At 42.5% G+C, this 26654-nt stretch carries 28 protein-coding genes and 1 pseudogene; 24 read left to right on the top strand and 5 right to left on the bottom strand.

From position 1 onward, the window contains the following. The first annotated feature begins 134 nt into the window (after positions 1 to 134). The 21 genes from DW922_RS06625 (at position 135) to DW922_RS06530 (ending at position 21095) form a co-directional block, all read left to right on the top strand. The gene (locus DW922_RS06625; protein ID WP_118542826.1) at positions 135 to 2750 is read left to right on the top strand and encodes an ATP-dependent helicase; all 2616 of its coding nucleotides are present in this window, start codon (positions 135 to 137) and stop codon (positions 2748 to 2750) included. Positions 2751 to 2913: 163 nt separating this feature from the next. Beyond that, on the top strand, positions 2914 to 3354 hold the full coding sequence (locus DW922_RS06620; protein WP_118542827.1) for a hypothetical protein: 441 nt from the start codon (positions 2914 to 2916) through the stop codon (positions 3352 to 3354). 98 nt (positions 3355 to 3452) lie between these two features. Then, a complete protein-coding gene (locus DW922_RS06615; RefSeq protein WP_118542828.1) occupies positions 3453 to 3677 on the top strand; it encodes a DUF3791 domain-containing protein in 225 nt (74 codons plus the stop codon). A gap of 66 nt (positions 3678 to 3743) precedes the next feature. Continuing rightward, positions 3744 to 4223 carry a DUF3990 domain-containing protein gene (locus tag DW922_RS06610; protein ID WP_243032091.1) on the top strand — a complete coding sequence of 160 codons (480 nt, stop codon included), beginning with the start codon at positions 3744 to 3746 and terminating at the stop codon, positions 4221 to 4223. After that, a complete protein-coding gene (locus tag DW922_RS06605) occupies positions 4208 to 4444 on the top strand; it encodes a hypothetical protein (protein ID WP_118542829.1) in 237 nt (78 codons plus the stop codon). The genes DW922_RS06610 and DW922_RS06605 overlap by 16 nt, the downstream gene beginning before the upstream one ends. A 309-nt stretch (positions 4445 to 4753) precedes the next feature. Further along, positions 4754 to 6451 (top strand): hypothetical protein, encoded by a 1698-nt coding sequence (locus DW922_RS06600; protein WP_118542830.1) that lies wholly within the window; start codon positions 4754 to 4756, stop codon positions 6449 to 6451. Then, a complete protein-coding gene (locus DW922_RS06595) occupies positions 6448 to 7434 on the top strand; it encodes a hypothetical protein (protein ID WP_118726146.1) in 987 nt (328 codons plus the stop codon). The genes DW922_RS06600 and DW922_RS06595 overlap by 4 nt, the downstream gene beginning before the upstream one ends. 440 nt (positions 7435 to 7874) lie before the next feature. After that, positions 7875 to 8330, top strand: a complete 456-nt coding sequence (locus tag DW922_RS17980) for a hypothetical protein (protein ID WP_243032088.1) — start codon at positions 7875 to 7877, stop codon at positions 8328 to 8330. Continuing rightward, a complete protein-coding gene (gene dnaX, locus DW922_RS06585; protein WP_118726145.1) occupies positions 8327 to 9928 on the top strand; it encodes a DNA polymerase III subunit gamma/tau in 1602 nt (533 codons plus the stop codon). Before DW922_RS17980 ends, dnaX begins: the two co-directional genes overlap by 4 nt. Positions 9929 to 10036: 108 nt before the next feature. After that, positions 10037 to 10282 (top strand): hypothetical protein, encoded by a 246-nt coding sequence (locus tag DW922_RS06580; protein WP_118726144.1) that lies wholly within the window; start codon positions 10037 to 10039, stop codon positions 10280 to 10282. Between the two features lie 305 nt (positions 10283 to 10587). Next, positions 10588 to 11994, top strand: coding sequence for a hypothetical protein (locus DW922_RS06575; RefSeq protein ID WP_118542835.1), 1407 nt, complete (start codon positions 10588 to 10590; stop codon positions 11992 to 11994). A 1214-nt stretch (positions 11995 to 13208) separates the two neighbouring features. Beyond that, a complete protein-coding gene (locus DW922_RS06570; RefSeq protein WP_118542836.1) occupies positions 13209 to 14240 on the top strand; it encodes a hypothetical protein in 1032 nt (343 codons plus the stop codon). 967 nt (positions 14241 to 15207) lie between these two features. Continuing rightward, complete coding sequence (locus DW922_RS06565; protein WP_118542837.1) at positions 15208 to 15765, top strand: DUF4313 domain-containing protein; 558 nt, start codon at positions 15208 to 15210, stop codon at positions 15763 to 15765. A 330-nt stretch (positions 15766 to 16095) separates the two neighbouring features. Next, positions 16096 to 16824, top strand: a complete 729-nt coding sequence (locus tag DW922_RS06560; protein WP_118542838.1) for a hypothetical protein — start codon at positions 16096 to 16098, stop codon at positions 16822 to 16824. Between the two features lie 25 nt (positions 16825 to 16849). Then, on the top strand, positions 16850 to 17287 hold the full coding sequence (locus tag DW922_RS06555; protein WP_118542839.1) for a single-stranded DNA-binding protein: 438 nt from the start codon (positions 16850 to 16852) through the stop codon (positions 17285 to 17287). After that, a complete protein-coding gene (locus DW922_RS17390) occupies positions 17265 to 17516 on the top strand; it encodes a hypothetical protein (RefSeq protein ID WP_118656554.1) in 252 nt (83 codons plus the stop codon). The genes DW922_RS06555 and DW922_RS17390 overlap by 23 nt, the downstream gene beginning before the upstream one ends. Beyond that, positions 17482 to 17862 (top strand): YodL domain-containing protein, encoded by a 381-nt coding sequence (locus tag DW922_RS06550; protein WP_118585007.1) that lies wholly within the window; start codon positions 17482 to 17484, stop codon positions 17860 to 17862. Before DW922_RS17390 ends, DW922_RS06550 begins: the two co-directional genes overlap by 35 nt. Positions 17863 to 17940: 78 nt before the next feature. After that, the gene (locus DW922_RS06545; RefSeq protein ID WP_118542841.1) at positions 17941 to 18726 is read left to right on the top strand and encodes a phosphoadenosine phosphosulfate reductase family protein; all 786 of its coding nucleotides are present in this window, start codon (positions 17941 to 17943) and stop codon (positions 18724 to 18726) included. 175 nt (positions 18727 to 18901) lie between these two features. Continuing rightward, positions 18902 to 20164: a DNA polymerase IV gene (locus DW922_RS06540; RefSeq protein WP_118542842.1), complete on the top strand. Its 1263-nt coding sequence runs from the start codon at positions 18902 to 18904 to the stop codon at positions 20162 to 20164. 18 nt (positions 20165 to 20182) lie between these two features. Further along, positions 20183 to 20497, top strand: coding sequence for a hypothetical protein (locus tag DW922_RS06535; protein ID WP_243032085.1), 315 nt, complete (start codon positions 20183 to 20185; stop codon positions 20495 to 20497). A 10-nt stretch (positions 20498 to 20507) separates the two neighbouring features. Beyond that, positions 20508 to 21095, top strand: a complete 588-nt coding sequence (locus DW922_RS06530; protein ID WP_118542844.1) for an SOS response-associated peptidase family protein — start codon at positions 20508 to 20510, stop codon at positions 21093 to 21095. A 37-nt stretch (positions 21096 to 21132) separates the two neighbouring features. Here the strand turns inward: DW922_RS06530 and DW922_RS06525 are convergent, their stop codons facing one another. From DW922_RS06525 to DW922_RS06515, 3 genes are all read right to left on the bottom strand, one after another. Then, positions 21133 to 21546: a hypothetical protein gene (locus tag DW922_RS06525; protein WP_341460297.1), complete on the bottom strand. Its 414-nt coding sequence runs from the start codon at positions 21544 to 21546 to the stop codon at positions 21133 to 21135. Next, on the bottom strand, positions 21438 to 22808 hold the full coding sequence (locus DW922_RS06520) for a hypothetical protein (protein ID WP_118542845.1): 1371 nt from the start codon (positions 22806 to 22808) through the stop codon (positions 21438 to 21440). Before DW922_RS06520 ends, DW922_RS06525 begins: the two co-directional genes overlap by 109 nt. A gap of 112 nt (positions 22809 to 22920) precedes the next feature. After that, positions 22921 to 23382, bottom strand: a complete 462-nt coding sequence (locus tag DW922_RS06515) for a hypothetical protein (protein WP_118563758.1) — start codon at positions 23380 to 23382, stop codon at positions 22921 to 22923. Positions 23383 to 23419: 37 nt separating this feature from the next. Here DW922_RS06515 and DW922_RS06510 point away from each other — a divergent pair. Then, positions 23420 to 23740 (top strand): annotated as a pseudogene (locus tag DW922_RS06510) (glucose PTS transporter subunit EIIB); the annotation flags it as partial. Positions 23741 to 23923: 183 nt separating this feature from the next. Here the strand turns inward: DW922_RS06510 and DW922_RS06505 are convergent. Further along, the gene (locus DW922_RS06505) at positions 23924 to 24820 is read right to left on the bottom strand and encodes an RsiV family protein (RefSeq protein ID WP_118542847.1); all 897 of its coding nucleotides are present in this window, start codon (positions 24818 to 24820) and stop codon (positions 23924 to 23926) included. 20 nt (positions 24821 to 24840) lie between these two features. Continuing rightward, the gene (locus DW922_RS06500; protein ID WP_118542848.1) at positions 24841 to 25338 is read right to left on the bottom strand and encodes a sigma-70 family RNA polymerase sigma factor; all 498 of its coding nucleotides are present in this window, start codon (positions 25336 to 25338) and stop codon (positions 24841 to 24843) included. A 339-nt stretch (positions 25339 to 25677) separates the two neighbouring features. Between DW922_RS06500 and DW922_RS06495 the strand changes: the two genes are divergently transcribed. After that, positions 25678 to 25938: a hypothetical protein gene (locus DW922_RS06495; RefSeq protein WP_118542849.1), complete on the top strand. Its 261-nt coding sequence runs from the start codon at positions 25678 to 25680 to the stop codon at positions 25936 to 25938. 13 nt (positions 25939 to 25951) lie between these two features. Further along, entirely contained in the window at positions 25952 to 26653 is a 702-nt protein-coding gene (locus DW922_RS06490) for a hypothetical protein (protein WP_118542850.1), read from the top strand. The last annotated feature ends 1 nt before the right edge of the window (position 26654 follow it).

Below are 26654 nucleotides of genomic sequence, written 5' to 3'. Positions count from 1 at the left end.
CTCTGACAAAGCGCACGCCATTTTATGACCGAATGAGTGGGGGAATTCTGGAAAAATAAACAGAATAATATGTACGTTGGAGGAACTTCCTTTGGGAGGTTCCTTTTTTCGTGCCCAAAAGGAGGACTTAGCCTATGAAACTTACAATCAGGGATCTTATCCGGCTTCGCCACTGCGAAAGCCACTACCGTCTCGGAAAGCTGGGATTATATGCTGCATCAAAACGTACCCAGTTTTTTTATCAAAAGAAGGACTCTTTAATTTTAGCATTATCCAAAGGGCCTACTTCATTTTCAGAAGCACTCGAAAAAGCATTTCTGGAATACAGCAGAGACTGGTTCCTTAATAACCGCCAGTATGAAACCTGCCGGGATCAGGACCTTGCCAGGTGGCATCGCTTTGCTGACTGGTTCTTTGAGCAGGGTTATCAGATTTTGAAGACCAGGCTCTGCTCAGCGATTTCAGTCAATACAAGCTGCAACCACGTAGCGGTGTCTGAATTATCTGCACAAGCAGATCTGGTTCTTAAAAAGGGGGAGCATGTCTATGCTTTAAGTATTTTCCCGAATGAACCACAGTATTCTGTGAGAGCCAGGAAGCAAGAGACCCAGGCATATTACAGCCTGGAACTGTTATCACAATACCTGATCAGCGCTCCAGCCTATGGACAGGAAACGATTTCCATGATCTGCTACTTAAAATCCAAAGAGGATAAGGCTGATTTTCTGGCCTCACAGTATACGGAAGGGAAATGCTATCTTCAAATGGGATACGGCGGGATAGCGGAGGCCACCCAGGCTCTCCTGAGCACGATCCAGCTTTCCGTACCTCAAAAATGTGAATACTGCCGCTATACAGATGTATGCCATCAGCAGAATACTTCCGCATTGGCACCGGAAAAACAACCAGAAGAAACTTCCATCCCTGTTCCAGCGGAAACAGTCGATTTAGAGAAAGGACTGACACCGGAGCAGCGGAGAGTTGTTGAACACATGGATGGCCCTATGGCAGTCATCGCGGTACCTGGTGCCGGCAAGACTCACTGTCTGATTGCACGTATGGTACGAATGATCAAAAACGGGATTTTGCCGGAACAAATTCTTTTTGTCACCTTCACCAAAAAGGCCGCTGGCGAAATTCTGGAACGTGCCAGACGGGTGCTCGGTGAAGAAAGTGCATTGCCGGCCATCTTTACCTTCCACAGCCTTGGCTACACGATTCTTCGCAAACATGAGGACTTCATAGGAAAATCCTTAAAAATTGCAGAGAAGGTAGACTACTATCGTCTGATTTTGCAGATCATTGATGAAATCTCTCCATTGTCCGGCATTGACTATGACGGACTCACCGGTGATTTCGGCCTGCTGAGCAGGATTTACAACGCTGTACTTTCCATTGAGAAAGACGGACTGGAAGAGTGGAAAAAACATGCGGATTTTCCTGATCCGGATGGTTTAGGGTGCCTTTATCAGAAACTGAAGGAACGAATGAAAGAAGAGGGGTATATCTGCTTTGATGAACAGATCCAGCTTACCAACCAACTGTTTAGCGAATATCCAGATGTATTAAAAAGCTATCAGCAGCGTTTTCGCTATGTAATGATTGATGAATTCCAGGATATCTCGTCAGATCAGGTCGATCTGGTATACGCCATCGCATCCCATGGAAATATTGTGGTTGTGGGAGACGATGATCAGAGTATTTATTCCTGGCGCGGAGGAAGCAACTATTACCTGCTTCATTTTCAGGAGATGTGGAGCAACAGTAAAATCGTGATTCTTCCAGATAATTTCCGGTCGGTAGACCACATTTTGGAAGCTGCAAATGCGCTGATTGCCAATAATACGAATCGGTATCGCAAATCTCTGCGTTCCCATCACCGCGCTACGGTTCGGCCGATTTATCGGAAAAATGTTCTGGTAGATACCATCCGGGATCTGGTTGCATCCGCAGAACGCTCTGGTTATAAACCTGGAGATATTGCCATCATTGCGCGCAAAAATAAAGCGCTGGAAAAGATCAAAAAAAGTTTAGATGGTTTTTACCTTGCAACTTCACCCAAAACATTACTCATAAAGGATGAGGTATTTATTGCCATTCGTGACACATTTTCTCTCTACGTGACCAATTTTCATGATCCACTGGCGCTTTACAGACAGCTGAAACGTAATGGATATGAACTGGACATTCCTGTCGAGCGAGACCACATGTTGGAAAGCTTCTTAAAATATTTCAATCTTCCAGAACCAGATTTATATGATCCGGATCTGCTTGAAATATATGAAGCATCCGGCAGTCCCGGTATCGCACTTGCCAGGACACTTTCTTCCTGTAAAAAACTTCTGTATGCCCAGGATCTGTCCGATGCCGTTCGGTCCATTTACCAGTTTCTCTGGCAGAAGAAGGAACATCCGGCAGTAGAAGAGTTGTGCTCCCGCATCGAAATGCGGGCTATCAATACGGCTTCCGAATTTCTTAACCATATGAATGCCATGATCGAATTTTCTGATACAGCAGAGGTTGAATATCCCGCAAGCCCCGATACGATTACCCTTCTTACTGCTCATAAATCAAAAGGGAAAGAATTTCCCACCGTAGTAATTTATGGAGTAGAAGAGTTTGAAGAATCAGAAGAGGGCCGGAACCTACTGTATGTTTCCATGACCCGGGCCAAACGAAACCTCTTTCTTTTGCAGGGTAGTTTTTCCGATGCCCCACTGTATCCGGAGTTTAAAAACTATGTCGATTGACCGCTGCCGCGGCATCTTGTTCACGCACAGATATTGTGTTAAGATGGGGTATGGAAATAGTGGGGGGAGAATTACATAGCTCCCGGTCACCATAGAACCCTTGATCAAAAAAAATACTATATGGCATATACGGAAAGTAAAAATAACCAGGAGGAAAAGGATTATGAAATTTGAGTGGATTGAAGAAGGGGACGGCCGTTACCGTGTCCAGTTTTTTGACATGGATGAAAAGAAGGTATTCGACATTAAGATTACCGACTATAGTGATCCGTACTGGCAGCAATCAGACCTGGAACGGAAGATTCGTCGCGAATGCTGCTATGACGTTATCTTCTATGCCGGACACCGCAAGAGCTACTCTGACAACCCGAATTACGAAACGGAATACGGTTTTCAGGGTAAATCAGAACATGACATAATATATATCCGGGAACTGTGCAAAAATTTTATAGCAGATTCCTATGTTTTTGATTACGAAAAAGCATTGCGCGGCCTTCAAAAGAGGAAGGCAATGTCAGATTGGTTTCTGGCCAGTGGTTATACCGGAGATTATGAAGGAAAGCAGGAATATAAAAGATCTATTGTAGTTGACGAGCTTGACTAAAAAGCTTACTAAATTGGTTGCCACATCGTCATCTTGTTCACGCGCAGATATTATGTTAATATGGAGTATAGAAATAGCTCGGAAAGGAGGATTTCGCGATGAGCGAAAAAGAAGAGATCATATTCATGCAGACCCGATTGGTACGTTTAGCATCAAAGGAATGGCATCTTCCTGTGGATGAGATTTTTAACATCTTCGGAAAAGCAGATGTACTTGGCTATATCGAAAAATGTTATGGGATTTTTCACTGCGAAGGAGATGATGCTGTATTAGAAGACATCACGGAATTTCTTCAAAGAAAGGGGATCCAAATTAGTTCTTGATTTTACAGATGGGCTTATCCTTTACCATGGCAGCTATTGTGAGGTAAAGAAGCCTTTATTGGAAAGATGCGCCAGACGAAAAGACTTTGGACCACCTCCAAGGACCAGGCTATTCGTTTTCTCAAGACTTCCATTGCTAAAGCATTCGCAAATGGAAGCATTAAAGAGAATCAGGATTATGGCTATCTTTCCATCTTTCAGTTAAGACCTTCACCAGAATTATCCACATATGCATTTGATGATGCAAATGTGGAATGGCTGCACTGTGTTGCGGCTCATCGAAAAAGACTTTTGTTTCTGGATGTTGAAGATACTATGGCAAAATATGATATTATTGCTGGGAAAATTGCGGATGACGCGACAAATGCAACGCTGGCTGCATACCTAGTCGGCGCCTTTGGAATAGCCGGAAGCAAAGAAGCTGATGATTTTTGTATTAAACAGCTACTTCCGAATAAGTTAAAGGATCAGTATTGTTTTAAAACAACTGCAGCGCTTGATTGCCTGCATTTTGTGGAAAGCGAGAAAATATGGCTGAAGAAATGATTTCAAAAGAGCGAATAGACTATACGATTGACCTTCTTATTACCATGGCCGTCGAAGAAATTGCAGAAGATACAGGAAAAAGTCCAAAGGAAATATTGCCGGAATTTTATTCTTCCAAAACCGGCAAGGCACTTTACGATGAGCAGACCCGATTATGGTGCAATGGCCCATCCTATATTGCCGAATTATACATGGACGAACTCTCCAAAAGAAAGATTTGAGAAAAAGCTGTTTCTAACGTATTATGCGTTTGAAACAGCTTTTCTGATTAACAGACCTCCCGGCACTAAGGCTCCTTCTTTTCTGTCCATTCTTAGCTCCTTCTTTTCTGTCCATTCTTGGCGTTGCGCTCACCTTTGATCTATGTTAAACTATCCTTGATAAAATTTATTTCAAACACAATAGACTCTGTCTTCGTTTCAAGCACATTGCTTATTAAAAGGGGATGAGTCTGCACAGATGCGGACCAAATTAGAGGAATTCTAATTTGGTCTTTTTTTGTGCATTCACAACAAAGAGAGGAGGAACCTATGGCTATTTTACAACTGCCGTACAATTTGTCTGCGCTATTCAATTTCAATGAACCAGACACAAATGAGGGGGCGATGGAATCTTCGGATGAAGATTTTTTCGACCTTTTTGATTTTCTGCCAGAAAATACGGTGACTACCAATTATCTGGCCAAAGGAGAGGACCGGATCCAGTCACTGCTCCGGATCAAAACCCGCCGGACTTATTCCATGAATGACTTTTTCAAATTATTTTCCAGAGACCAATTCTGGAAAAAGAGCAACAGCCGAAAAGATTTCACGGAATATCTGATCAAGACCTACTGGAAAAAGGTGATCGATCCTTTTGTAAATACCCTTTACAAAGATTTTCTGGCCGGTCAGATCACGGAACAGGAGATTTCTGAAAAACTGCAGGAGATTCTGGGATTTAGCATTTCTCTATCGCAATGCCATGATGAGCAGGTAACGAGGCTGGTTGGAGCAACCGGTATGCCAACGGACTGTATTTTTCAAATGACTGTATTTGAAAATGAATACTTTCTGGTCTTCGGAAAACTAAAGCCCAGAAACCGGAACCGCAAAATCTATTTGAAAGACGATAAGAGAAAATGTATCTTATGGGATTCCTATTATCTTGCAACACTGGCAGTCATAGAACGTATCCGGATTGAATACAAGCGCTACATCCATTCCATTGAGTCTAAAGACCATGACCTGGTCTATATGTCCATTCTGGATGAAATTGCCCGTAGATACCAGGCTTTTGGGAAAATGTGTACCGTATATGCTTATGAAAAAGAGCAGGTTTTGTATCCAGAAGTCATGCAATTTTTTGACAAGCTGGAAATTCCTGTAAAGGAGCGAATAGCCGGCCAACAAGCGCACGGAATTATATTTCAATTTTCACTCCTGCAGCAGATCCTGCCGATCTTAAATCAGTATTCTATCAGCACAGTGGATTTTCTATGTAATGATAATATTCCAGAGGGATATCTCATCATTATAAAAGCCCTGATGGAACAGCACAAAATGCAGGAAGCGGATGAGCGCTATCATCGAAATAACACAGAGGTAGCCAATGCATTTATGACCAAAAAGAATATTCCGCCAAAGCATCAGGATTACATGAAAGAGAGCCGTTTCTTAACAGTTTACCGCTATATAGAGGTAGACGAAGACTGTGATCTTGACAAAATGCAGGAACTGGAAAAAGAATTTCTTGCTCTTGGGGATATTTTGGGAAAGCATCCCTATGATGCTTCCATTCGTTTCCGCAAGCTTGGCCGACACCATGCTTCCGGCCTTTATTCCCCGGCCTACCAGTGCGTATGCATTGATGTCCGCTCCCCTAGCAGCTACGTCCACGAATTTCTGCACATGTACGATCACTTTCATGGAATGCTGAGTGAAGGCTATGATTTCAAAGAAATCCGGCTTCAGTATGAGGCCTGCCTGCAGGAATATCTTTCGGATTGTGAAGATCCGGATTTAAAAGCACGGCTGAATGGAAACAGCAAATACAACCTGGATTACTATTTGGTCCCAACGGAAGTGTTTGCCCGCTGCGGGGAACTGTATTTTACGCGTTTTCGTGGTGTAGATAATTCTCTTCTGAAATTTGAAAGAGGATTTGACTATCCGGAAAACGAAAAATTATTGGAGCTGATCAAAAAATATTATGATCAGCATTTTTTAACGGAGGAGATATCATTATGAAGAAATTTTTTATCAAGGACCTGGCCAACATGGTCGAAAAGGAAATTGCAACGGAGTTTTTACTTCGGAATGTCAAATTGTCGATCGCGGATGGCCGGCGCTGGCAGGACCTTACGCTCAGTGATAAGAGTGGTATTGTATACGGAAAATGCTGGTCCGAACACATCTCGGATGAAACGGATAACTATGTTGGAAAAATTGTCCGTGTTGTCGGAAAAGTTGAGCTTTTCCGGGAGCAGTGTACGCTGCGGATTGTCCGGATCAGTCCGGCTGAAACATACGATCCGGCAGATTTCCGGGTTACTTTGTCCAGCTACGATGTAGAACAAAGTATCACCCTCTTAAAAAAACTCCTCGATGAAATTGAGGATCCCAAATTGTATAGTTTATTCTGCGCTGTATTCGGTATGGGGACTGCCAGATACGAACGGTTTTTGGAATTCCCACTGACCGAGGAAGCCACACATCCATACTTTGGCGGTTTTTTAAAGCATACCATCAATGTTGCAAACCTGGCTGATATGGCGCTTACTATCTGCGAAGGCAGCCCAAATGAAGTGATCCGGCCGGATCCATCGCTGGTCATTGCCGGTGCGCTTCTTCACGCAAGCGGCGTGCTTTCCCAGCTCACACTCAGCGCTGCGGAAGGCATCTTCACGGACCGGGCCCGCCTTTTGAGTTCCTCCACAGATGCGGTTTTAATGGCAGTCTGCACAAACAGCCGATTAGAACAGGAGAAACGAGTTACGGATATGTCCGCACTTTTACATATTCTGGAAGCTGCCAATGGAACGACACCGCCTAAAACCAAGGAGGCAGTTATTGTCACCAACGCAGTACGAATGAGCAAAGAGCTGAATTCTATCGATCAGATCTTTTTCGAGTCTGACCGTATGCATCCGACCGATAAGACCCGGAAAGCTTTCTGCGACTATCTGGGTTATGAGGTCTTTCGAGGAGGAGAGGAATGTTTGAAAAACTGATTTTAAACCCATATGTGAAAAATGCTCTGAAGCAATACATGGACAAAGGACAAAAAAATGCTCAGCATTTAATTCTGTCAGGCCCTCAGGGTACTGGAAAGCGGACCTGTGCAGATATCCTGGCACACTTTCTCCTGGACATCAGACTTGATAAGCCACTCCATTCCTGCGCAGATTTTTTCTGTCTGGACTGTGACCAGGCAAGCATCAAATTGTCTGATACGGAGGACCTAAGAGAATTTATTTCCTATTCCAGTACTGTGCGCCGCGTTGTTTTGATTGATAATGCGAATCAGATGACCCCAAACGTGGCCAACAGCCTGCTAAAAGAGTTGGAAGACGGGCAATGTGTATTCATTTTTATAGCACACAAGCCTTTGATCCGCACGGTATGCAGCCGATGCTTTGAAATCCGTTTTCTTCCGGTAAATGAAGATGATATGGCACAGTTTTTTATGGAACAGGGAGATCTTGTATCATTAGAGGTGGTTACAGCTTCTAATGGCTGTCCCGGACTATTCCGACAGCTAAATGCTGATGACGCTTTCATATCTATGACCGCCAGAATGATAAAAGCACTGAACCAACAAAATCATGCGGATCTTCTGTCAACCTTCGGTCTCCTGAAAGAAAAAGACGAATTTGCTTTGGAAGCATTTTCACCGGCCGCCCGTCTGGCAATCGTGAGGCTTTTGGAAGCCATCTATGCAGATCAATACCTGCATAAACTTGTTGGAAGCAAATTATTCCCGTATATGACGGAACTGCCTATTTCTGCTAAACAGGCTTACCAGATTTCTGAACAGGCACACAATATCCGGGGCAAAAAGCTACTCTACACAAAACATGATTTTCTGGAACTCCTGTTCCAGATGATGAAAGAGGGGGAATTATGACTCTTTATACCAAGATACGCCCAAAAACCTTCGATGAGGTAAAGGGGCAGGAATTTACTGTAAATAATCTGAGAATGCAGTCAATTCGCGACAAATTCTTTCAGGTAATTGTCCTGGCCGGGCAGTACGGGGCCGGGAAAACAACACTTGCCAGGATCGTGGCCGCGGCAGCAAACTGTAAAAACAAAGATAAGAATGGAAACCCTTGCGGTACCTGTGATGGCTGTAGATCTGTAGCTAATGGATCTGTTGATTTTCTGGAAATCGACGGTGCCAGTAACACCGGAGTTGATCATGTAAGGGACCTGACTGACTGGCTGCACGAACGCCCACTCGGAAAGCGGAAAATCGTTATCATCGATGAGGTACACATGCTTTCCCGTCAGGCTTTCAACGCCCTTTTAAAAACACTGGAGGAACCACCAGCTTATGCACTGATCATTCTTTGCACAACAGAAGCAGACCGGATCCCGGCAACCATCCGGTCGCGATCTGCCTGCTATACCATCACGCAGATCCCAGAGGCCATCATCTGTGAACATCTTCTTGAAGTTGCGACAGAATTTCAAATCCGTATTCAGCCGGAAGCTGCAGAACTGATTGCTTCCTATTCTGGTGGTGCGATGCGAAATGCCTTAAAACTGCTGGAACAGCTATCAAATGGCGAAGATGAAATCACGGCTGATGTCGTTCGATCTGTTCTCGGGATGTCTGAAAAAGATGAGCTGCTCCGAATCATCCAAGCGATGCTTTCTGGAAATTACACAAAGCTGCTGGAATCTTTAAATTCCATTGCCAAAAGCGGAAAATCTCTTCTAAGCCTTACGGAAGAGCTCCTAAATGAATCCACATCCTTGCTGCTGGCCAAAACAGGGCAGTCATCATCATCTTCAGCTATCGCAGAAAACTATACACTAGAACGGCTTTGCGAGCTGTCTGCTAAAATAAACTGGCTGAATGATGAACTAAAAAATGCTGCCGGCAGCGGAATAGCAGCCTATATCCATGCGACAAAAGATCTGAACACTGGTGAATCAGGTCTTGCTGGAAAATTAAAATCATTGGAAGATCAGATGTTCAGGCTGTCTGCCGAACTAAAGTCTATAAAATCCGTCGGATTTTCGAAACCGGTCGATACGGCTCTGGAAGCAGAAACCAATATCCCGATAACTTCCAATAGCTCTGCTCAGCCCGACTTACCCGAGGAGAGTGTACCTGTTTTAATCACTCCTTCCAAAACCTCTGAAGTTGCGCAAACAGAAACTACAGATTTTGACGCACTTTTTGGTGACTGGGGCTTTGACTCCTTTGATAATACGGACGAACCCGGATTTTTTGAAAGTGCAGAGGAAACTGGCACTTCTTTCCAAGAGACAGCAACAGTTTCTGAAACTTCTGCGGCTCTTTCTGCGGGAGAACTTGCACAAAAAAGTTTGTCCGAGAGAATCAGCAATGACCCTGTCATAAAGGAAAAACTTCTTTCTGCTGAGTGGATCACGCAGGAAGAGAACCTTTTACTTAAGGTGCTGCCAGAATACAAAGAAGATATCCTGTTATTTATTGCTGCAAGTGGCATAAAAAACATTACAATCTGCTAACTACACAGGGACCATGAACCGCAATTGTTTATGGTCCTCATGAATACTTATCACACATGATTACGGAACTATACTGTAAAAAATTTTATTTAGAATAGGGGGATATATATGGATTTCATTGATGATCTGGATGTTTCTATAATCGCAAATATACTTGTAAATATGGGTATTGACATTAGTAATTTAAACGATATTACTGATGCCGATGACTACGAAGATACAATTTCTACCATTACTGCATCACTTGAAAAATTGCGAAACGAGGAAGATCTACTATATGTGCTTCTTGAACTGATTGCTGGAGACAATGAAGAATTGGTGGATTTCTATTTTAAAATGGTTGGATTTCACTAAGGAACCTAGAATATGCACAATGATTGGGAAGCCCATTAACTTCCGGCCTTCAACACCTAAAGTGCATATCATTTCTACACAGCGTTTTCAATAGTTAGTATGTATAGACTGATAAACTGCAGCCAATTATAAAAGCTGCAGTTTATCAGTTTTTCTTTTTTATACCTCTCACAGTACTTATGATACCTTACAAAAGAGTCAATCTTAAACAATTCCCCTTCTACTTTCATTTGTCTTGCAGGAAATCCACTCTTTCTGTATAATATAAGCTAGGGTTTATTTTTTAGCTTTTAGGAGCGTGAATAATGGAAAAAGATTCAGATTTATTAAATAAAAAGAAAACTGTTCAGATTTCAGTAACAGATAAAGATGGAAAAGAGCACCCCATTGATGTTGAAACCGAGATGGTACCTGTTGGTCATGAGATCAATTATCAAACCGAAAATGAGTGGTGGTCAAAGGATCCTGAAACCGGAAAAGTATATGCGCCAATTCCCGAACATTATGCCCTGCACTTTCAGGAACTTCAAGCTCGTATGAAGTCTGGCCCACCTTTGACAGAAAATGAAAATCGTGTATATGAGGCTCTCAAAGTGGTTCTTCAGGAGCTGCCGGTTTTTGCCGCTGATAACGCATACAACGCACAACCTAATGCATCTTCTCTAGAATCCATAGAACACGAAACCAAAAAAAGGACCAACCGAACAAGAAAAAAAGACTATGTCGATACTTCATTGACCAAGCACATCTCCCTGATCATTGATCAGGAGTATGAATCTGGTTTAAGTTTACGCAAAAGCGGAAGTGCATATCTAACACCTCTGGAATCAACAGATGGCCTCAATTATGATGCTAATACCGGAAAACTTTATTTTGAAGGAGTACCTGTATCAGAAGCAAAACTGGAAGAAATTAGTCGTGGTAAGGTTGTTGAAATCGGTGAATTTGATCTGCCCTTATTAAAACTATTTTACAGTATTATTCTTGCCGATATTAAAAATACTATCAACCAAAACCAGTATGCGATAAACGAAAGTTTTACTATTTACTTACCCGATTTGGCCGAACTTATGGGGAAAGGACGTAATTTAAGTGATAATGATATAATCATGCTGCGAAATAAGACAGGAGCATTCCAAACCATCTACGGGATTATTCGCGATCCAAAATATCCAAAACGAATCGGATCCGCTTTACCGCTTTTGGTTTCACTGGGTTATGATGACACCACGAACACAATACGTTTTTCCTCTCCCTACATGCTTCGCTTAATTCAGACACTGTATAATGTAAAGGTACGACAGTCAAAACTCAACTTAAATAAGATTACTGAACCTGCAAAGTTCTTAATATCAGAACATACCGATATCATTTATACATCAATTGCTAAAGAAAGAAATAAACGCGCCGTAGAGATTGTTTTCGCCATTGTGACAATGATTGAGCAATCTACAGACGAAAATGTATGTATCACCGTTCGGGATATTTTTGATCGCTCTCCTCAATTAGTAGAAGCGCTTAACAATACAATCCGTACAGCGAATAAAAATACTCTATTAAAGCGTGCTTTTTCGAAAGCTTATGAGTTGTTGGAAAAAAAGACTACATTGAAAGAGCATTATCCTTATATGGTTTTCTCTGAAGAACTTTTGGGAATTCCAACTGTAAGTACTTTAAACGAAATGAAGCTGCACTTCATCAAAAAAAAGTAACTCGAACCGAGGACATACTGTTCTCGGTTTTCTATCATGTGGTGGCTACATAACTTCAAACCAAATATCTTTAGTAATTTTTAGAAAATGCATTAACCGATCAACTGCAGTTCAAATACAGATACATTTTTGCATAGTATAGTAATTAAACAGCTGCAGCTCAGATACAGCCACTTTTCGGAGAACTGCGCTATCTGAACAGCTTCGACTCAGATACACTACTTTTCGGTAAACTGCGCTAGCCGGTCAATTCCAGCCCAAATGCAGCTATTTTTCGGTAAACTGCGCTATCCAAGCGGCTCTACCTCAGATGCACTACTTTTCGGAGAACTGCGCTATCTGAACGACTCCGACTCAGATGCTCCACTTTTCGGTAAACTGCGCTAGCCGGCCAGTTCCAGCCCAAATGCAGCTATTTTTCGGTAAACTGCGCTATCCAAGCGGCTCTACCTCAGATGCACTACTTTTCGGAGAACTGCGCTATCTGAACGACTCCGACTCAGATGCTCCACTTTTCGGTAAACTGCGCTAGCCGGCCAGTTCCAGCCCAAATGCAGCTATTTTTCGGTAAACTGCGCTATCCAAGCGGCTCCAGCTCAGATGTACTACTTTTCGGTAAACTGCGCTATCTGAACGGCTCCGCCCCAGATAACCAACTTTTCGGAGAACTGCGCTATCTGGTCAGTTCCAGCCCAAATGCAGCTATTTTTCGGTAAACTGCACTAGCTAAACAGTTCCAGCTTAGATGCTCCACTTTTCGGAGAACTGCGCTAATCGGCCCGTTTCAGCGCAAATACAACTATTTTTCAATAAACTGCAGTAGCCTTTCGGCAAAATACTATAGCTTTTCGGTAAACTGCGCTAAGCTTTTTCGGAGAACTGCGGTAGCTTTTTCGGTAAACTGCGGTAGTTTTTTCGGAGAACTGCGCTATATTTTTCGGAGAACTGCGGTAAATTTTTCGGTAAAGTGCAGTAGCTATTTTCGGTAAAGTGCGGTAACCATTTTCGGTAAAGTGCGGTAGTTTTTCCCGGAAAAACCCTTATTTTACAATACTTCCCCCATTTTCAGTCTTATTTTCCCCATTTATTTTCTCATTAACACATCTCACAAAACAGTCCTTTTTTACCCGTTTTCCCACACTTTGGCAATATTCCAAATTTTTTTATTTCCCTTTATAATTAACATTACATTGCGGAAAGGGGGTGGATCCAGAGTGAAACGTTTTGCGAATGTAAGCATTCCATCCATAAAGAAAATCATTCATACTTCATTCGAGAAGCAGCTATTAAAAAGCTGCTCTGTTCGGCTGTTCATTCTGATCCATTTCTATGCCAACGCAAATACCGGCATCACTTCACCACTCGATTTGGAAGATCTGGCACAAGCACTTGATTGTAACATCAAAACCGTTCGCAGCAATATTCTCCGGTTGGAGTCCTGCGGCTTTTTTGATGTATCTATGGATCCGGTCACAGAAGAGTATACCTTTACAATCCATGACTACACCAAAATGTATAATCCTATCGGTCTTGGCGGTGGTTATATCCAGTGTACATATGATTTGCTTGAGCAGCTCCTGCAGATCAAATCCATTAATGAGCTACGAGTGATCCTTATGCTTCTTTGTGAAGCGATCACCACTGAACTTCAGAGTTCTGCAAAGCTGGCCGTGGCCAAACTCACATTTAAAGAATTACTTGCCGGTTTACCAAAATATGTAAAACCAGGTGTGGTAAAGCAGATTTTGGATCATGCCAACTCCTTCAAAACTATTTTTAAGGAAGAGTACACCAGGAAAAAACGCTATATTGCTGCAAAGCTCAATGATTGTTTTAATGGAGCGACTACCAAAAACCAGGTCCGTCAGGAAGCCTACTCCGAAATTGTTTCTTTTACCACTGAAATGGATGATGTGATCCGCACCTTTAACACTTACCTGTTTGAGGACAAGTTAAGAGAGAGAATGCAGTATGAGGAGATTCTGAAAACAGAATATGGCATTGCCTTCGATCAGACACCTACCCTGGATGCTGAGCATTTACTTCCTATCTATGATTTTGAAGAAACTCAGTATCATGATCTTACCATCATGGCACAGGACTATGAAATTGGTACGGTTCTTGATGCACTGCACCTTTTCTATAACCGTTATATCCTCACAAAACTCTATGATGCAAAGAAAGGGCCTGGCTCGCTCGTTCGATCCATCATAAGGGAATTAATCCAAAATCCACAAATTGCATAAGTTTCGCTTCACCGGCATCCGCTAGGATGCCTATTTCTCGTTCCATTCTGTATTTTCATACCCGTTTTCTGGGTAATTTTTTTCCTATTTATTGCTTTTCAATGTGTATTTTTTTCAGCAATATCTAAATTTCCAGGTCGGTTATCCACAATTTCTTTTATTTGATTCAGAAAAAAATCACCCTTTTTATAAAAAAACCATTCTTTTCATCAGAAAATCATCTTTCTTAAAATAAAAACTGCATTTGCTTCTAAAAATCGGCTGATCCAAAAAATAATGCCTGAAATAGCTCCTTTGACAGCAGAAAATTACTCATGTTTTTACATGTCTTTTATGTCTTTGAATTTTTTTATGTTTTTTAGCTCTTTTAAATAAAACGCGTTCCGCGACTAGCCCCTTACGGAGAGAGTGATTGTGAAGAGGAAATAAATCATCCAAAAGAACCTTATTTCAACTCTATCAGAAAATAATACCTATTGTTTGCAAATATTGCCTGAAATATCTATCGGGAATCCCTATATATACGACAAAGAGATCCATGTCTTCTATGTCTTTTATATTTTTTATATTTATAGAATGTCAGCTGCACAAGCATATCTGTTTGATTATTTGCTTTTTAGTATAACAATCCTTGCTTTGGAAAGAATTCAATGGTAAAATAATTACAAATTCTTTCATTTCAATTATATTTGCTTCTGGCAAAGTGAGAGTCAGTTAAGACCAAGTAATGGAGGAATTCTGCAAATAAACAGAATATATACACATTGGAGGAACTTCCTGTCGGAGGTTCCTTTTTTCGTGCCAGAAAGGAGGACGATGTCGATGAAACTTATGAAAGTGGATTTTATCCGGTTTTGCCGCGATGGAATCTTTATTTAGTTGTTTCAATCAATATGCAATGACCTGTGAAAAAATGATTTATTTTTAAGAAAACCAGGAAAATGAAAACAGGAAAGAGAGGATAACTATGAAAGAATTTAAAACACTGGGGTATGACTGGGAATGTGGCCATGAGGATTTGATCATCAGAGTATTATCCTATGCTGACAGAAAACGGCTTTATATTGGATTATACAAAGAAGAAAACGGAGAATGGGAGGACTTTGGTAATCTGACTGTAAATCTGCCTCATGAAGATGTAAAAAAGAATGAAGCATTCATTGATCACAATTTTTTCGAGTCCAAATTGCAGTTCATTAAAAAGTATCAGCTGGGAGAAATTTTACCTGAAACAGCCGTATCAGGATACTGCACTTTTTCGAAGGTAGCATTTGATCTTGACCGGCTGGAAGAATTTGATCCGGACGGAGTATGCGCGTACCGGGAACTCCACGGGGAAAAGAGCTCATCAGAGGATGAAGAAGAGGATCTGGATGATTACACGTTAATTAAAAAGATGCATGATTTAACGGAACGTTATCTGACACTGGATGATGGTCTGTCATCTGCAGAAAAAGCAGCTTTCCTTAAGGTGGAGATAGCAGAAGTAGCGTATGCTTTCTATATAAATAACGTTTTCTCCTGAGAGGAAGAAGAAGTATTCCGTGCTATTTCCAGATTAAATACGGATCTTACGGATATAGCGGCTGGCTGAAAATAGTCAGCCGCATTTTGGAAAGCTTCTATCAGAGTCTAAAAATCAAAGCGCAGCACTGAGAGTTTGGTGTGGCCTTAGATCTGTTGACAGGCATTGATGGCAATGTTATACTCCCATTAATAATAGCTTTTCATGTAAGTTATTTTTACAGAGTGTGGGTTTGTGACTGCATCTGTATTGAAATGGGATTCTTAGATTAAGTCAATGTGAATGTTACATTGGCTATTTTTTTTCAAAAATAGAGGAGGAAGGTGTGCGATGAAAGGCACAGTGAATGGAAAATCTTTGGATCAGGTGCTGAGTGAATTGAAGGCACCGTTTCCAGAAGAGGAACTTAAGAAGAATGAAAAAAATGAAACGTATATTCCGGTTGAAAGCCTGGAGAGCCGTTTGAACAGTGTCATCGGGGTTTTAAACTATGATACTTTGGTTACGTATGAAGGTATCCAGGAAGTTCTCGGGCGCTTTGTGGTAGTGGCCAAGACGATTCTGATTATCTATGATGATGAACGGAATGCCTTGATCCGAAAGTCTGCGCTTGGAGGCAGTAATATCATTGTTGTCAAAGATACTGGAAAGCCGTCCAGTTTAAAAACGGATATCGCAGCTGCACAATCGGAAAGTTTCAAAAATGTATGTAAGTTGCTTCAGATTGGTATCAGCCAGATCAGGAGCGGCAAGCAGCGCAGAGGACAGAATGGCACTAAGCAGCGCAGGGAAGAAAAGAATTTATATAAAATTCGTTTTACGTCTTCCCTTTCTGCGGGTAACAAATGCTATAAGGCAGATTGTGTGGATATAGCGACAGAAGAAAAGTTCCTGTTCGTAATTTTTAGTGGTCAGTACTCAAAGATTGAGAAATATGTAGAGTTTTCAAAATTTGTGCGTACCTACCGGGAAGGAAAAGAACTGGCCTTTTATGGACGTAAAGATGAATTTCATGGCCAGCGACGAATTGTTTTTGAGGAACCATCTGTAAAAGAATAAAAAATAATGAAATGGAGGATAGAGCATGAATCGAGTTATATTGATGGGTCGATTGACCAGGGATCCGGAAGTCAGGTACACTCAGGGTGAGCGCTCCATGGCCGTTGCCAGATATACACTGGCAGTTGACCGGAGAGGAGCAAGAAAGAGCCAGGACGGAAATGAGCAGACTGCCGATTTTATTAATATCGTGGCATTTGACAGAGCAGGTGAGTTTGCAGAGAAGTATTTTCGTCAGGGGATGCGTGTACTGGTGTCCGGACGCATCCAGACTGGCAGTTACACCAACAAAGAAGGTCAGCGTGTTTATACCACAGATATCATCGCAGATGATCAGGAATTTGCTGATAGTAAAAATGCGTCCGCTGGAGGAAAACAGGCACCAGAAATGGGAAAGCCGATCGGTGATGGCTTTATGTCAATACCGGATGGCGTAGAAGATGAGAGTTTGCCATTTAACTAAATATGTGCATGCTAGAGGAGGTTCTGATTTTTCAGAGCCTTCTTTATTTTATGAAAGGGAAATGAAAATGAAGCAGTATATACCGGATATTACAGAGCGCTTTCCTGAAGGGTATGGCGGTGTTGATATGACACCGGCCTATTTTGGAGAGCCGGTTGACTGGAGTAGAGCTTATCAAAGAGAAAAGGAAGATTATGAAGATCGAGATATTGATGCTGAAAGAGAATAATGAACGCGGGGTAAGAATGATGTTTCTTTCACTGGAGCAGCTTCAGAAATTGAAGCTTAATCCTACTCGCGCGGATTATGAAATTGCTTATGAGACGGAAGTGAAAGAGCAGGAGGGAACGGCATTGAATGTATCAGAAATTATGGAGGGTCTGTATGAGAGATTAAATCGCCCAGATCGTCCCAATAGAAAAACAATGCGTTCCATGTCGGTAGGAGATATTATTCAGATCGATGGCAAAGAATTATTCTTTTGCGATTCTGTGGGATTTAAGAAAATTTCTTTTGCTGGTACGGGGGAACTCGTTTTGAAGGCCGGGAAAGAGAACTCAGAGAAAGGAAAATAATCAGATCCTGGTAGACCAGGTTGCGATGAGAGTGTTGTACTTCGCATAAAGCACCTGAAAACAGCGTGAGGATCAGGAATGATTAGTAGCATGGGAGGCTACAGGTGCTGCCATATCCAGTTCTGGAATATGGTGATTATGGAAAAAGAAAAACGATATGTTGCCTCCATCTCAGGAGGAAAGGACTCCATGGCAATGGTTTTAGGGCTTATGGAAAAGGGCTGGCCGTTAACGCACTGCGTCTATTTTGATACCGGTATGGAGTTTTCATGCATTCGGAAAAATATAGAGAAAGTCCGACTGGAATTGGAGCAGTATGGGTGCGAACTTGTTATTCTACAGCCGGAAAGGCATTTCCTGGAAGAAATGCTCCTTCGACGGATCAAGTGCCGGGACGGATCATCGCACTATGGAAGCTATTGGTGCGGTGGGCCATGCCGCTGGATGACACGCCTTAAGATCAATGCCTGCGAAAAATATGTAAAATCACTCGGAGCAACTGCGGTGGAATACATAGGGATCGCAGCAGATGAATCTGGCCGAGTAAAGGAAAAGTGCTATCCATTGGTCGAATGGGGCTGGACTGAATATCAGTGCCTTCAGTATTGTTATGCGAAGGGATATAACTGGCTGGAGGGAGGCATAGAGCTGTATTCCATTCTTGACAGGGTAAGCTGCTGGTGCTGCCGGAACAAAAATTTGCGGGAGTTGAATGCAATCTATCATAACCTGCCGCAGTATTGGGACAAGCTTAGAGCTCTTCAGAGTTATATCGAAGAGCCATATAAGCCGCCGTATACGATTTTCGATTTAGAGGAGCGGTTCGCAAAAAAGGGAAGACAGCGGGGACTCTGGGAAGTATAAGGATCTTGCGGAGCAGAGTCTTGGTATAGCAGAATGCTAAATGTGTGAAATAATACCTATGAGCGGTTGATCGAAAAGGTCAGCCGCTTTTTTTGCCTGAAAATCCCATATTGACATCTGGGAATGAAATGCTTAAAATGAAAATAGAACAAATGTTCGATTTAAAGGAGCGGATATGAAAAAAGTTATTTTTCATGTAGATGTGAATTCCGCCTTTTTATCCTGGGAGGCGTGTTACAGGATCCATCATCTGGGGGGAAAGCAGGATTTGCGACAGCTGGTGAGTGCCGTGGGAGGAGATCAGGAGAAAAGACATGGGATCATTTTGGCAAAATCTATTCCGGCAAAGAAATATCATATTCAGACCGGGGAAACGGTTGTTTCTGCAAAGGAAAAATGTCCGGACCTGGTTCTGGTGCCGCCCAATTATGATCTCTATAACCGATCTTCAAAAGCTCTGATAAAACTGTTAAGTGAGTATACGGACAAGATCGAGCAATATAGTATAGATGAGGCTTTTTTGGATATGACCGGCTGCTGCCAGGATCCGATAACGACTGCGTATGAAATAAAAAATCGTGTGCATGCAGAATTAGGGTTCACTGTAAATATTGGTGTTTCCGAAAATAAGCTTCTGGCAAAAATGGCTTCAGATTTTACGAAGCCGGATCACGTTCATACGCTCTGGAAATCAGAAATGTCAGAAAAAATGTGGCATCTTCCGGTGGGTGATCTGTTTTATGTGGGCCATGCCTCTTTATACAAGTTGAAAAAATTGGGATTTCATACGATTGGAGAACTGGCAGCTATGGATCCTGCAATTTTGCGCGCGCATATGAAGTCACAGGGAATACTTATTTGGCAATATGCAAATGGTATAGATGAATCTGCAGTGATCAGCTCACCTCCGCCGGCCAAAGGCTATGGAAATTCTCTCACCACGCCTTATGATGTTATGGATTGTGAAACTGCCAGGCAGTATCTTTTATCGTTATCGGAAACCATTTCAGCCAGGTTAAGGGCAGATGGAGTAAAGATTAGCGTTGTTTCTATCAGTCTAAAAGACTGGGATCTGCGTTTTTACGGACATCAAATTACACTATCTGTTCCAACGGATCTGACCCTGGAAATTTATGCTGCAGCCTGTCGGTGTTTATCTGAATTGTGGAATGGGATTCCGCTGCGGCATCTCGGGATCCATACCAGCCGTGTATCATCAGATCCCTTTCGCCAGATGCAATTTTTTGAAACGATCGACTATGAAAAATACCGGAAGATGGAGAAAACTGTGGATCAGATACGGAAAAGGTTTGGAATGGATAGCATAAAAAGGGCATGCTTTTTGCCATCTGCAGGATCTGTAGAAATAGACCATATGGGTGGAGGCGTCAGCCGGGAAAAGCGGACGGTTGATTATTCCCAGGAGAAAATATTATAATATAAGGGGTTGATGAACGTGACCAGATTTGCGCAAGCAACAAAATATGGAATAGATGTAGATAGCGGGATCCCTAAAGGAAACATGTACCATATCGCCTGTTCGGCATGGTTTACATCAACTGGCCAGACTATGCCAAGATATTTTAAGTTTGAGGATGATGCCGGGGAGGTTCAAACAGTAAAGGACATCCTAGTGAAATATACGGAAGAAAAGAATTATTCTGGCATACCGAGCCGTGAATATGGATGCGAAGCCGTAATTGGTGGGTTGATTCGGGAATTTAAACTGATATTTTTCCTGGAGGCTTGTAAATGGGTGATGCTGGTGTGAGGAGCAGCTTATGTGTGGAAGATATTTTATAGATGATGAAATGTGGCGGGAAATCAGGAAAATCTGCAAACAGATTGATGCTGCAAAATTGAAAGTGACAGTGGGAGATGTGCGTCCTACCGATATGGCCATGGTTCTGACTGGAATGAAGAATGTGCATCTGGAGGCAATGCGGTGGGGATTTACAAGTAAGTATCAAGACTGGCTGCTTATTAATGCCAGGGCCGAGAGTATTTTATCGAAGCCTGCATTTCGGAACAGCGTGCGGAATTGCCGGTGTGTAATTCCTGCAGCTGGTTTTTATGAATGGAATAAAGAAAAAGAAAAAATCTCTTTTACCATGCCGCAGTCAGATATTCTTTACATGGCCGGTGTCTGGCAGCCAACAGAAAAAGAAAGCCAGTTTACGATCATAACAACTGTTCCTAACAGCTCTGTATCATCGGTACATGACCGGATGCCACTGGTACTGACACCAGAGGAAATACAGCCATGGATCCAGGACTGGAGCACGGCAGAAAGACTTCTGACGAAGACACCTCCGCTTTTGGAGCAGAGGCAGGAATTCGAGCAGTTGTCTATATTTGATATGCAGTAAGGGGATTTCCGAGGAGGATTCTCCGCTCACGGGCCCATTATCTTTTTTGCGCTTTTACCAACAGCATCATGGGACGGCGTAGTTCATCCTTCATGCCTGGAATATCCAGCATATCTGGGGACGGCATAGCTTCTTCCACAGCCTGTAGTGTAAAGCCATTATGTAGCAATCCCATCAAAATCTGCGTTAAAGTATGGTGTTGTTTCACAACATCGTAATCTAAAAAATTTGTGTGCCGTTCTCCGGGCGGATAATAGTTATCGACCGGCCAGAACTGTGCTGTGCCATCATCGGAATAAATCCAATCCTGATTTATTCCGGCAGTGAAAACCGGATGTTTAATTACTTCAGTATCTGATAGCTCATCATAAAAAGAATAACCATCAGGCCTAAAAATATCTTGACCAATTTCTGATATATCGTTGTTGCTGGATTTATGAGTGGGTTCCATGTTTCCTTTGCGTCCGGTATATTGTTCCTATTTTCTCCAGTTACTTTCTGGGCATAGAGACGGTTTGACGCATAAGAGAGCATTTCCTTGGCTGCTTCGGCCTCATGCTCTGATACTTCAAAGGTTCTGCCATCTGCGAAAGAGAGCATTTTCCATTTGCCTGCTTTCTTTTTTGGGGAGATCCATCCGCTGATGTCTGTGAGAAGTGGAAGATAGTAAACACCGGCGGCGTCCTGTTCATCAATGATAAAATGATAAGTGACCGTGAACGATCTGTTTCTGGAAACCGGCTGCATGAGAAAATATTCCGTGCAGAAAAGCTCTCTGATCTGCTTGCGCTGTCCCCATGAATAAAAGTATGAAAGTGTCCGCATGACTGGACCAATGACGATAAGAACGACAAACACTGCGCCTGTCAGCAGCATAAAGGCTGCGTATATCATAATCGACGAGTAATCGCTGAAAGGCGATGCCGCTTCCCGAAGCATCACTCCACAAAGCGGAATCACCAACGCAGCTTCCAGTAGGGAGATACCACGAAAAATGGCATTCTGGCAAAACAGATAATAAAAGCTGACAAAGGTAACAGCATTCTGCCCACTGTGGTAGCGAAGCGGAATCCGCATAAGCAAAAGTTCAGATAAAAGGCCGACAAGCAGTACCGCTTCCTTACATGCAAGGATATAAATTCCATACATCCATATATGGAGCCAGGTTCCGTAGGAGCCATAAAGGGCCAGTAAATCTCCAACCTTAGCATTTTCCAGAACACTATTCAGGATATTTTCCCCGAAAAACAGGTGATAACCGATGCCCAATATCAATATGATCCATGCAATATAATCAGGAATGCAAGACAGCACCCAGCGTTTGCGGCTGCCGTGCTCATGCCTCCTCTGTCGTAAGAGCCCGATTCCCCATAGAATTGGATAAAGAAATACAATAAGAAGCAGCGCAAGGTTCGTTTGTGGCTGCGTTGTCGTTATGATCAGGCTCAGGCGTTTGGCCTGTGAAGCTGTGCTCTGAAGATTCGGCACATGCGCAAAAATTGATAGCACCGACACAAAGAGTACTGCAAAGACTCCTGGTATCGCCATCAGACTGAATGTTTCTGCTTTTGACTTTCGCTTCACCAGATTATATAGATCGTTAAGATACAGACCTGCATTCAGATAAAGAAGTATCATTGTGAGCCAAAAGTCCGGTAAATAATCGGCATCCGCCGTATACAATCGAAAGAAATTCCAGAGTGTCTCTATCATTTTTCAATTTTCTCCCTATTGAAAGTTATCCTGTTTATTTTTACAGAAATCATATCATATTTTGTCGTAAAAATCCCGATTTGTATTCTTTACGCATTTTGTTAAAATGTCTTTAGTCATTGTAATAATTATCTGGATCTCCGTATTTCAGAACTGCTTCTTGCTGTTCCTCATCATCTAGGTTTCTCATAAACAGCCAGTTTTCCTCGTACATATAATGGGGGTATCTAAATCGTGTTCTTGCAAACGTATTATTTACATAGAGAGCAATATGTTCATCATACTGCTCCACCTTTTCCTCAAATTGAAAACTATAAAGCAGCCAGTTCCATGCGAGAAACAGGAAAAGAAAAGCTGCGGCCGCGAACATCGGTATCATAACAATTCTTTTCCTCCACCCACAGAAGATTTTATTTACCCGCATTGATAAGAAAAATGTCCCTGTTATCAAAGCAATCTGCCAGAATATGCAGAAAACAAGCGCGATGGTGATTGCCCTGTCAGGTATGTAATACCAGCCGCCACCCAGCCAACTTTCGCCAGTAAAAAAGAGAACAGTAAGTACACCAATCATGCCGACTGTGAGCAGCAATATATGGATGCATTTTTTCCTTACCAAGTTTAATCTGAAGACTCCGGGACGTGAGGATGACGATGCAGATGAGACCAAGGTAACTCTGTCCAATAACAACTTCACGGAAGTAGCGAAGATCGTTCTGGAAGGCGTTGGCGGTCCGGAGAATGTGGCTTCTATTGATAACTGCATTACCAGACTCCGTCTTGAGGTCAAGGATTATACCAAGGTCAATGAAAAGCTGATCAAGTCCGCCGGTGTGGCTGGCGTGATGCGTCCAAGCAAGACCTCCGTACAGGTCATCATTGGAACCCAGGTACAGTTTGTTGCAGATGAATTCAAGAAACTCTGCAAATAAGTACGACCTCCCTGGTTTCATGCTATAGACATACGAAAGGGGCTGTTGCTCCATAGATGAGTGATTATCTATGGAACCGCAGCCCCTTTTGCTGTATGAAAGCGGAAGCTGCAGCGCTATCATCTATTGATGATTTTGCGACAGCTTTTTCTTCCTTATATTAATGAAGGAGTATTTTACCGCTTATTCCAGTGTGCCAGTTACTGATTGCGGGATGGCGAATTCCACCGCGCCCATGTAAGCGGGGGCAACATCCGTTTCATCAAAGGTGATCACAAGTTCGCCTTTTTCATTGAAATAAAAGCTTTCATCGCCTCGTAATTCTTTAAAATCCCATTCTGGCATATCGCTGTTGTAAAAATAGGTGACAGAGGAATCGGCGGCCATTTGTGCCTGCATCTGTTCCTTTATATTGTCGCTGATCGCAGTGAGCATTTCTGGCTTGTTGCGGAAAAGATCAGACAAAGAAATCATTTTGCCGGTGCGTTTATCAATGGTGAAAACTTTGGTATATTCGGTTCCACTGGCCATTACCAGAGTGGTATCAATTCGCAGGCAGAGATAGTTGGGGGTATCCGTTACCACCTGATAGGAAGAAGTGAGCGAGTAATTGCCCTCTCCCTGGGATGAGCGCAGGTCGCTTTCATACTGTGCGATTAAGGCATTGGCATATTCTTCGATGCTCTGGTTGACCTCTGCCGGTGCAGACTCTATTTCTGGGACATCCACTTTAGCTTCAAAGTGATTGGTCTGGTCTTCGTAAGTCCGGAAGGTGACGATTTTGGAGATTGGGCCAAGGATAGGGACATTTTCCATGGCATTTGCAATGGTAGGGTTTATGTTTGTGAGGATTACCAGCGCGGCCATGGCTGCCACAGCAGTTGCACCGGTGTTCCGTAAAATATAAATAATATGTGATTTCTTTTTCCGTTCGCCTGATTTTGTGGAATGTGACTGGACAGCGGTTGCTGCCTTGCCCTGTGCAATTCCAGCTAAAATACGTTCTTTGGCATGTGGAGAAACGGGGATCTGTTCATATTCCTGCTTTAATTCATCAATAGTGTGATTGCTTTCTTTCATAGTAAGAACTCCTTTCCGAATTAGTTGGTGTCAGGTGCTTCCAGGTTGATACGCAGCTTTTTTAAAGAACGGTAAAGCCTGGTTTTTACAGTACTCAGATTTTCATTTACAGCCAGTGCAATATCTTCCAGTTTCATATCTTCGCAATACCGTAGGACGACGATGGTACGGTTTTGAGGTTCCAGGCTCTCTAGGGCATTTTTTAAATCTGTTTCCTGGTAAACATCTTCCGATGCCTGTTCTGGAAGCTCTCCAGGCAGATCTTCTTTTTTTCTGCTTCTTAAAAGATCCATGGTGGTATTTACTACAATCCTGCAGATCCAGGAATAAAGTTTGGAGGGATCTTTTAAGGAGTTGCACTGGCATATCGCTTTGCAGGCGCTTTCCTGAACAATATCCAGGGCATCATCTTCATTGTAAACATAGCTGTAAGCTAACCGGTATAGCCGGTCATATTTTTCAATCAGGACCTGTTCGGTCTGTACGGTAATTGAATCCCGCGCGCTAGAATGGATCATTACATATTTTCCTTTCTTTTTGTTTTCATATATTAGACGGATAAAGAGAAGAAAAAGTTGCAAGGAAATTATAACTTAATCTATATTTTTCGCGCAATGGCTTCGTATATGTATGGGATATGCCAGGAATGGTATCCTGCAGTGAGAAATGTTCCTTGTTAATTAGCCCGGGCAATGTTATAATCAAAACAAGATTATTTCTTTCGATGATAGTGGCCTCTGGCCATGGATGAGATCTTTCATGGATCATTGAAAAGGGGTAGTCTATTTTTTTAGTCAATGCATGAGTGTGCATTGGCTTTTTTTATTTTATAGACGAACCAGGAAAGGAGAGAAACTATGTCCGAGGTTACACGGATGTATGAACTGCTCTATGAAGAGCGATGGGATGAAAAAAAGCAAAAGGAACGACGGAATGAAGCGGCATTTTTTTCACCGGAGAGTCCGATCACCAGAGAAATTCCAATCGAAGAATTGTTTGATGTTCTTGATGCCGGAGTATGGGCATATCAGACGCGGTACAATTCGGAGGCACTGGTGCATAGCTTTTTTGAACAGATCAAGCGCTGTTCTGTAGTGAAACGACGGAGAATGCTGTAAGAGGAGGGAGAAAGTGAGCAATATTGTAAAATGGGCAGCAGTCAGTGATGAGGAAACTTTCGCAAAAGTTCGAGTGGAATTTTCCTTCGGTGACGGAAGTGCTGTTCAAAAAACAGTTACGATGGCCGATTTCATCAGAGCCATGAGCACGATTGAAGCAGAGCAGGAGAGATGCTTTGAAATTGGACAGATACCAAATGGATTTTATGACGGGGTACTGATCCAGAATAAGGAACAGAGTTTTGATGTGATCATCACGGTTTCGGCACATCTGGGGGTTATTTATCTGTTTGGAGTGCCAAAGCAGGTTGTGTTTCCGGATCTGGCATTTCTGTTTAAGGTAAGAGAGGGGATGGTATCCGCCTCTTTTTGTTTTGCCTTAAAGCGGGATGAATCCGGGATGATCGGGCCGGCCAGCAGGTTATGTTATTACCCATTTGGAAATGTATATGATAATGGGAAAATATGTTGGGGAAATACGGTATTTCCGAAAATGACTTCGATCAAAGATGCGGAGAAGCTGATCCAGGCATTTTTTGATGCAGAAACCAATAATGATCTGTACCAGAACCGGATCGCGGAGCATCCGGAATTTAAAGAACAGTCCGGTCTTTTGGAAACACTTAAGGAAATGGAAGTGTTCCCGCAGAAATGGCTGAAGGAAAATGGAAATCAATTAAGCAATTTATGTGTTGCGATAAGAGGAGGAAAATAGG

The organism is Clostridium sp. AM42-4 (assembly GCF_003480105.1).
In the GTDB taxonomy this organism is placed as follows: Bacteria; Bacillota; Clostridia; order Lachnospirales; family Lachnospiraceae; genus Brotaphodocola.
This window is presented reverse-complemented; position numbering and strand designations above follow the sequence as displayed.

Excerpts from the sequence above, each read along its gene's own strand:
- dnaX (WP_118726145.1), top strand. The coding sequence starts at position 8,327 with ATGACTCTTTATACCAAGATACGCCCAAAAACCTTCGATGAGGTAAAG.
- DW922_RS06575 (WP_118542835.1), top strand. The coding sequence starts at position 10,588 with ATGGAAAAAGATTCAGATTTATTAAATAAAAAGAAAACTGTTCAGATT.
- DW922_RS06565 (WP_118542837.1), top strand. The coding sequence starts at position 15,208 with ATGAAAGAATTTAAAACACTGGGGTATGACTGGGAATGTGGCCATGAG.
- DW922_RS06625 (WP_118542826.1), top strand. The coding sequence starts at position 135 with ATGAAACTTACAATCAGGGATCTTATCCGGCTTCGCCACTGCGAAAGC.
- DW922_RS06525 (WP_341460297.1), bottom strand. The coding sequence starts at position 21,546 with ATGGAACCCACTCATAAATCCAGCAACAACGATATATCAGAAATTGGT.
- DW922_RS06520 (WP_118542845.1), bottom strand. The coding sequence starts at position 22,808 with ATGATAGAGACACTCTGGAATTTCTTTCGATTGTATACGGCGGATGCC.
- DW922_RS06540 (WP_118542842.1), top strand. The coding sequence starts at position 18,902 with ATGAAAAAAGTTATTTTTCATGTAGATGTGAATTCCGCCTTTTTATCC.
- DW922_RS06595 (WP_118726146.1), top strand. The coding sequence starts at position 6,448 with ATGAAGAAATTTTTTATCAAGGACCTGGCCAACATGGTCGAAAAGGAA.
- DW922_RS06615 (WP_118542828.1), top strand. The coding sequence starts at position 3,453 with ATGAGCGAAAAAGAAGAGATCATATTCATGCAGACCCGATTGGTACGT.
- DW922_RS06515 (WP_118563758.1), bottom strand. The coding sequence starts at position 23,382 with ATGATTGGTGTACTTACTGTTCTCTTTTTTACTGGCGAAAGTTGGCTG.
- DW922_RS06500 (WP_118542848.1), bottom strand. The coding sequence starts at position 25,338 with ATGATCCATTCTAGCGCGCGGGATTCAATTACCGTACAGACCGAACAG.
- DW922_RS06555 (WP_118542839.1), top strand. The coding sequence starts at position 16,850 with ATGAATCGAGTTATATTGATGGGTCGATTGACCAGGGATCCGGAAGTC.
- DW922_RS06560 (WP_118542838.1), top strand. The coding sequence starts at position 16,096 with ATGAAAGGCACAGTGAATGGAAAATCTTTGGATCAGGTGCTGAGTGAA.
- DW922_RS17390 (WP_118656554.1), top strand. The coding sequence starts at position 17,265 with ATGAGAGTTTGCCATTTAACTAAATATGTGCATGCTAGAGGAGGTTCT.
- DW922_RS06610 (WP_243032091.1), top strand. The coding sequence starts at position 3,744 with ATGCGCCAGACGAAAAGACTTTGGACCACCTCCAAGGACCAGGCTATT.
- DW922_RS06600 (WP_118542830.1), top strand. The coding sequence starts at position 4,754 with ATGGCTATTTTACAACTGCCGTACAATTTGTCTGCGCTATTCAATTTC.
- DW922_RS06580 (WP_118726144.1), top strand. The coding sequence starts at position 10,037 with ATGGATTTCATTGATGATCTGGATGTTTCTATAATCGCAAATATACTT.
- DW922_RS06620 (WP_118542827.1), top strand. The coding sequence starts at position 2,914 with ATGAAATTTGAGTGGATTGAAGAAGGGGACGGCCGTTACCGTGTCCAG.
- DW922_RS06605 (WP_118542829.1), top strand. The coding sequence starts at position 4,208 with ATGGCTGAAGAAATGATTTCAAAAGAGCGAATAGACTATACGATTGAC.
- DW922_RS06505 (WP_118542847.1), bottom strand. The coding sequence starts at position 24,820 with ATGAAAGAAAGCAATCACACTATTGATGAATTAAAGCAGGAATATGAA.
- DW922_RS06530 (WP_118542844.1), top strand. The coding sequence starts at position 20,508 with ATGTGTGGAAGATATTTTATAGATGATGAAATGTGGCGGGAAATCAGG.
- DW922_RS06495 (WP_118542849.1), top strand. The coding sequence starts at position 25,678 with ATGTCCGAGGTTACACGGATGTATGAACTGCTCTATGAAGAGCGATGG.
- DW922_RS17980 (WP_243032088.1), top strand. The coding sequence starts at position 7,875 with ATGGCACAGTTTTTTATGGAACAGGGAGATCTTGTATCATTAGAGGTG.
- DW922_RS06550 (WP_118585007.1), top strand. The coding sequence starts at position 17,482 with ATGAAGATCGAGATATTGATGCTGAAAGAGAATAATGAACGCGGGGTA.
- DW922_RS06545 (WP_118542841.1), top strand. The coding sequence starts at position 17,941 with ATGATTAGTAGCATGGGAGGCTACAGGTGCTGCCATATCCAGTTCTGG.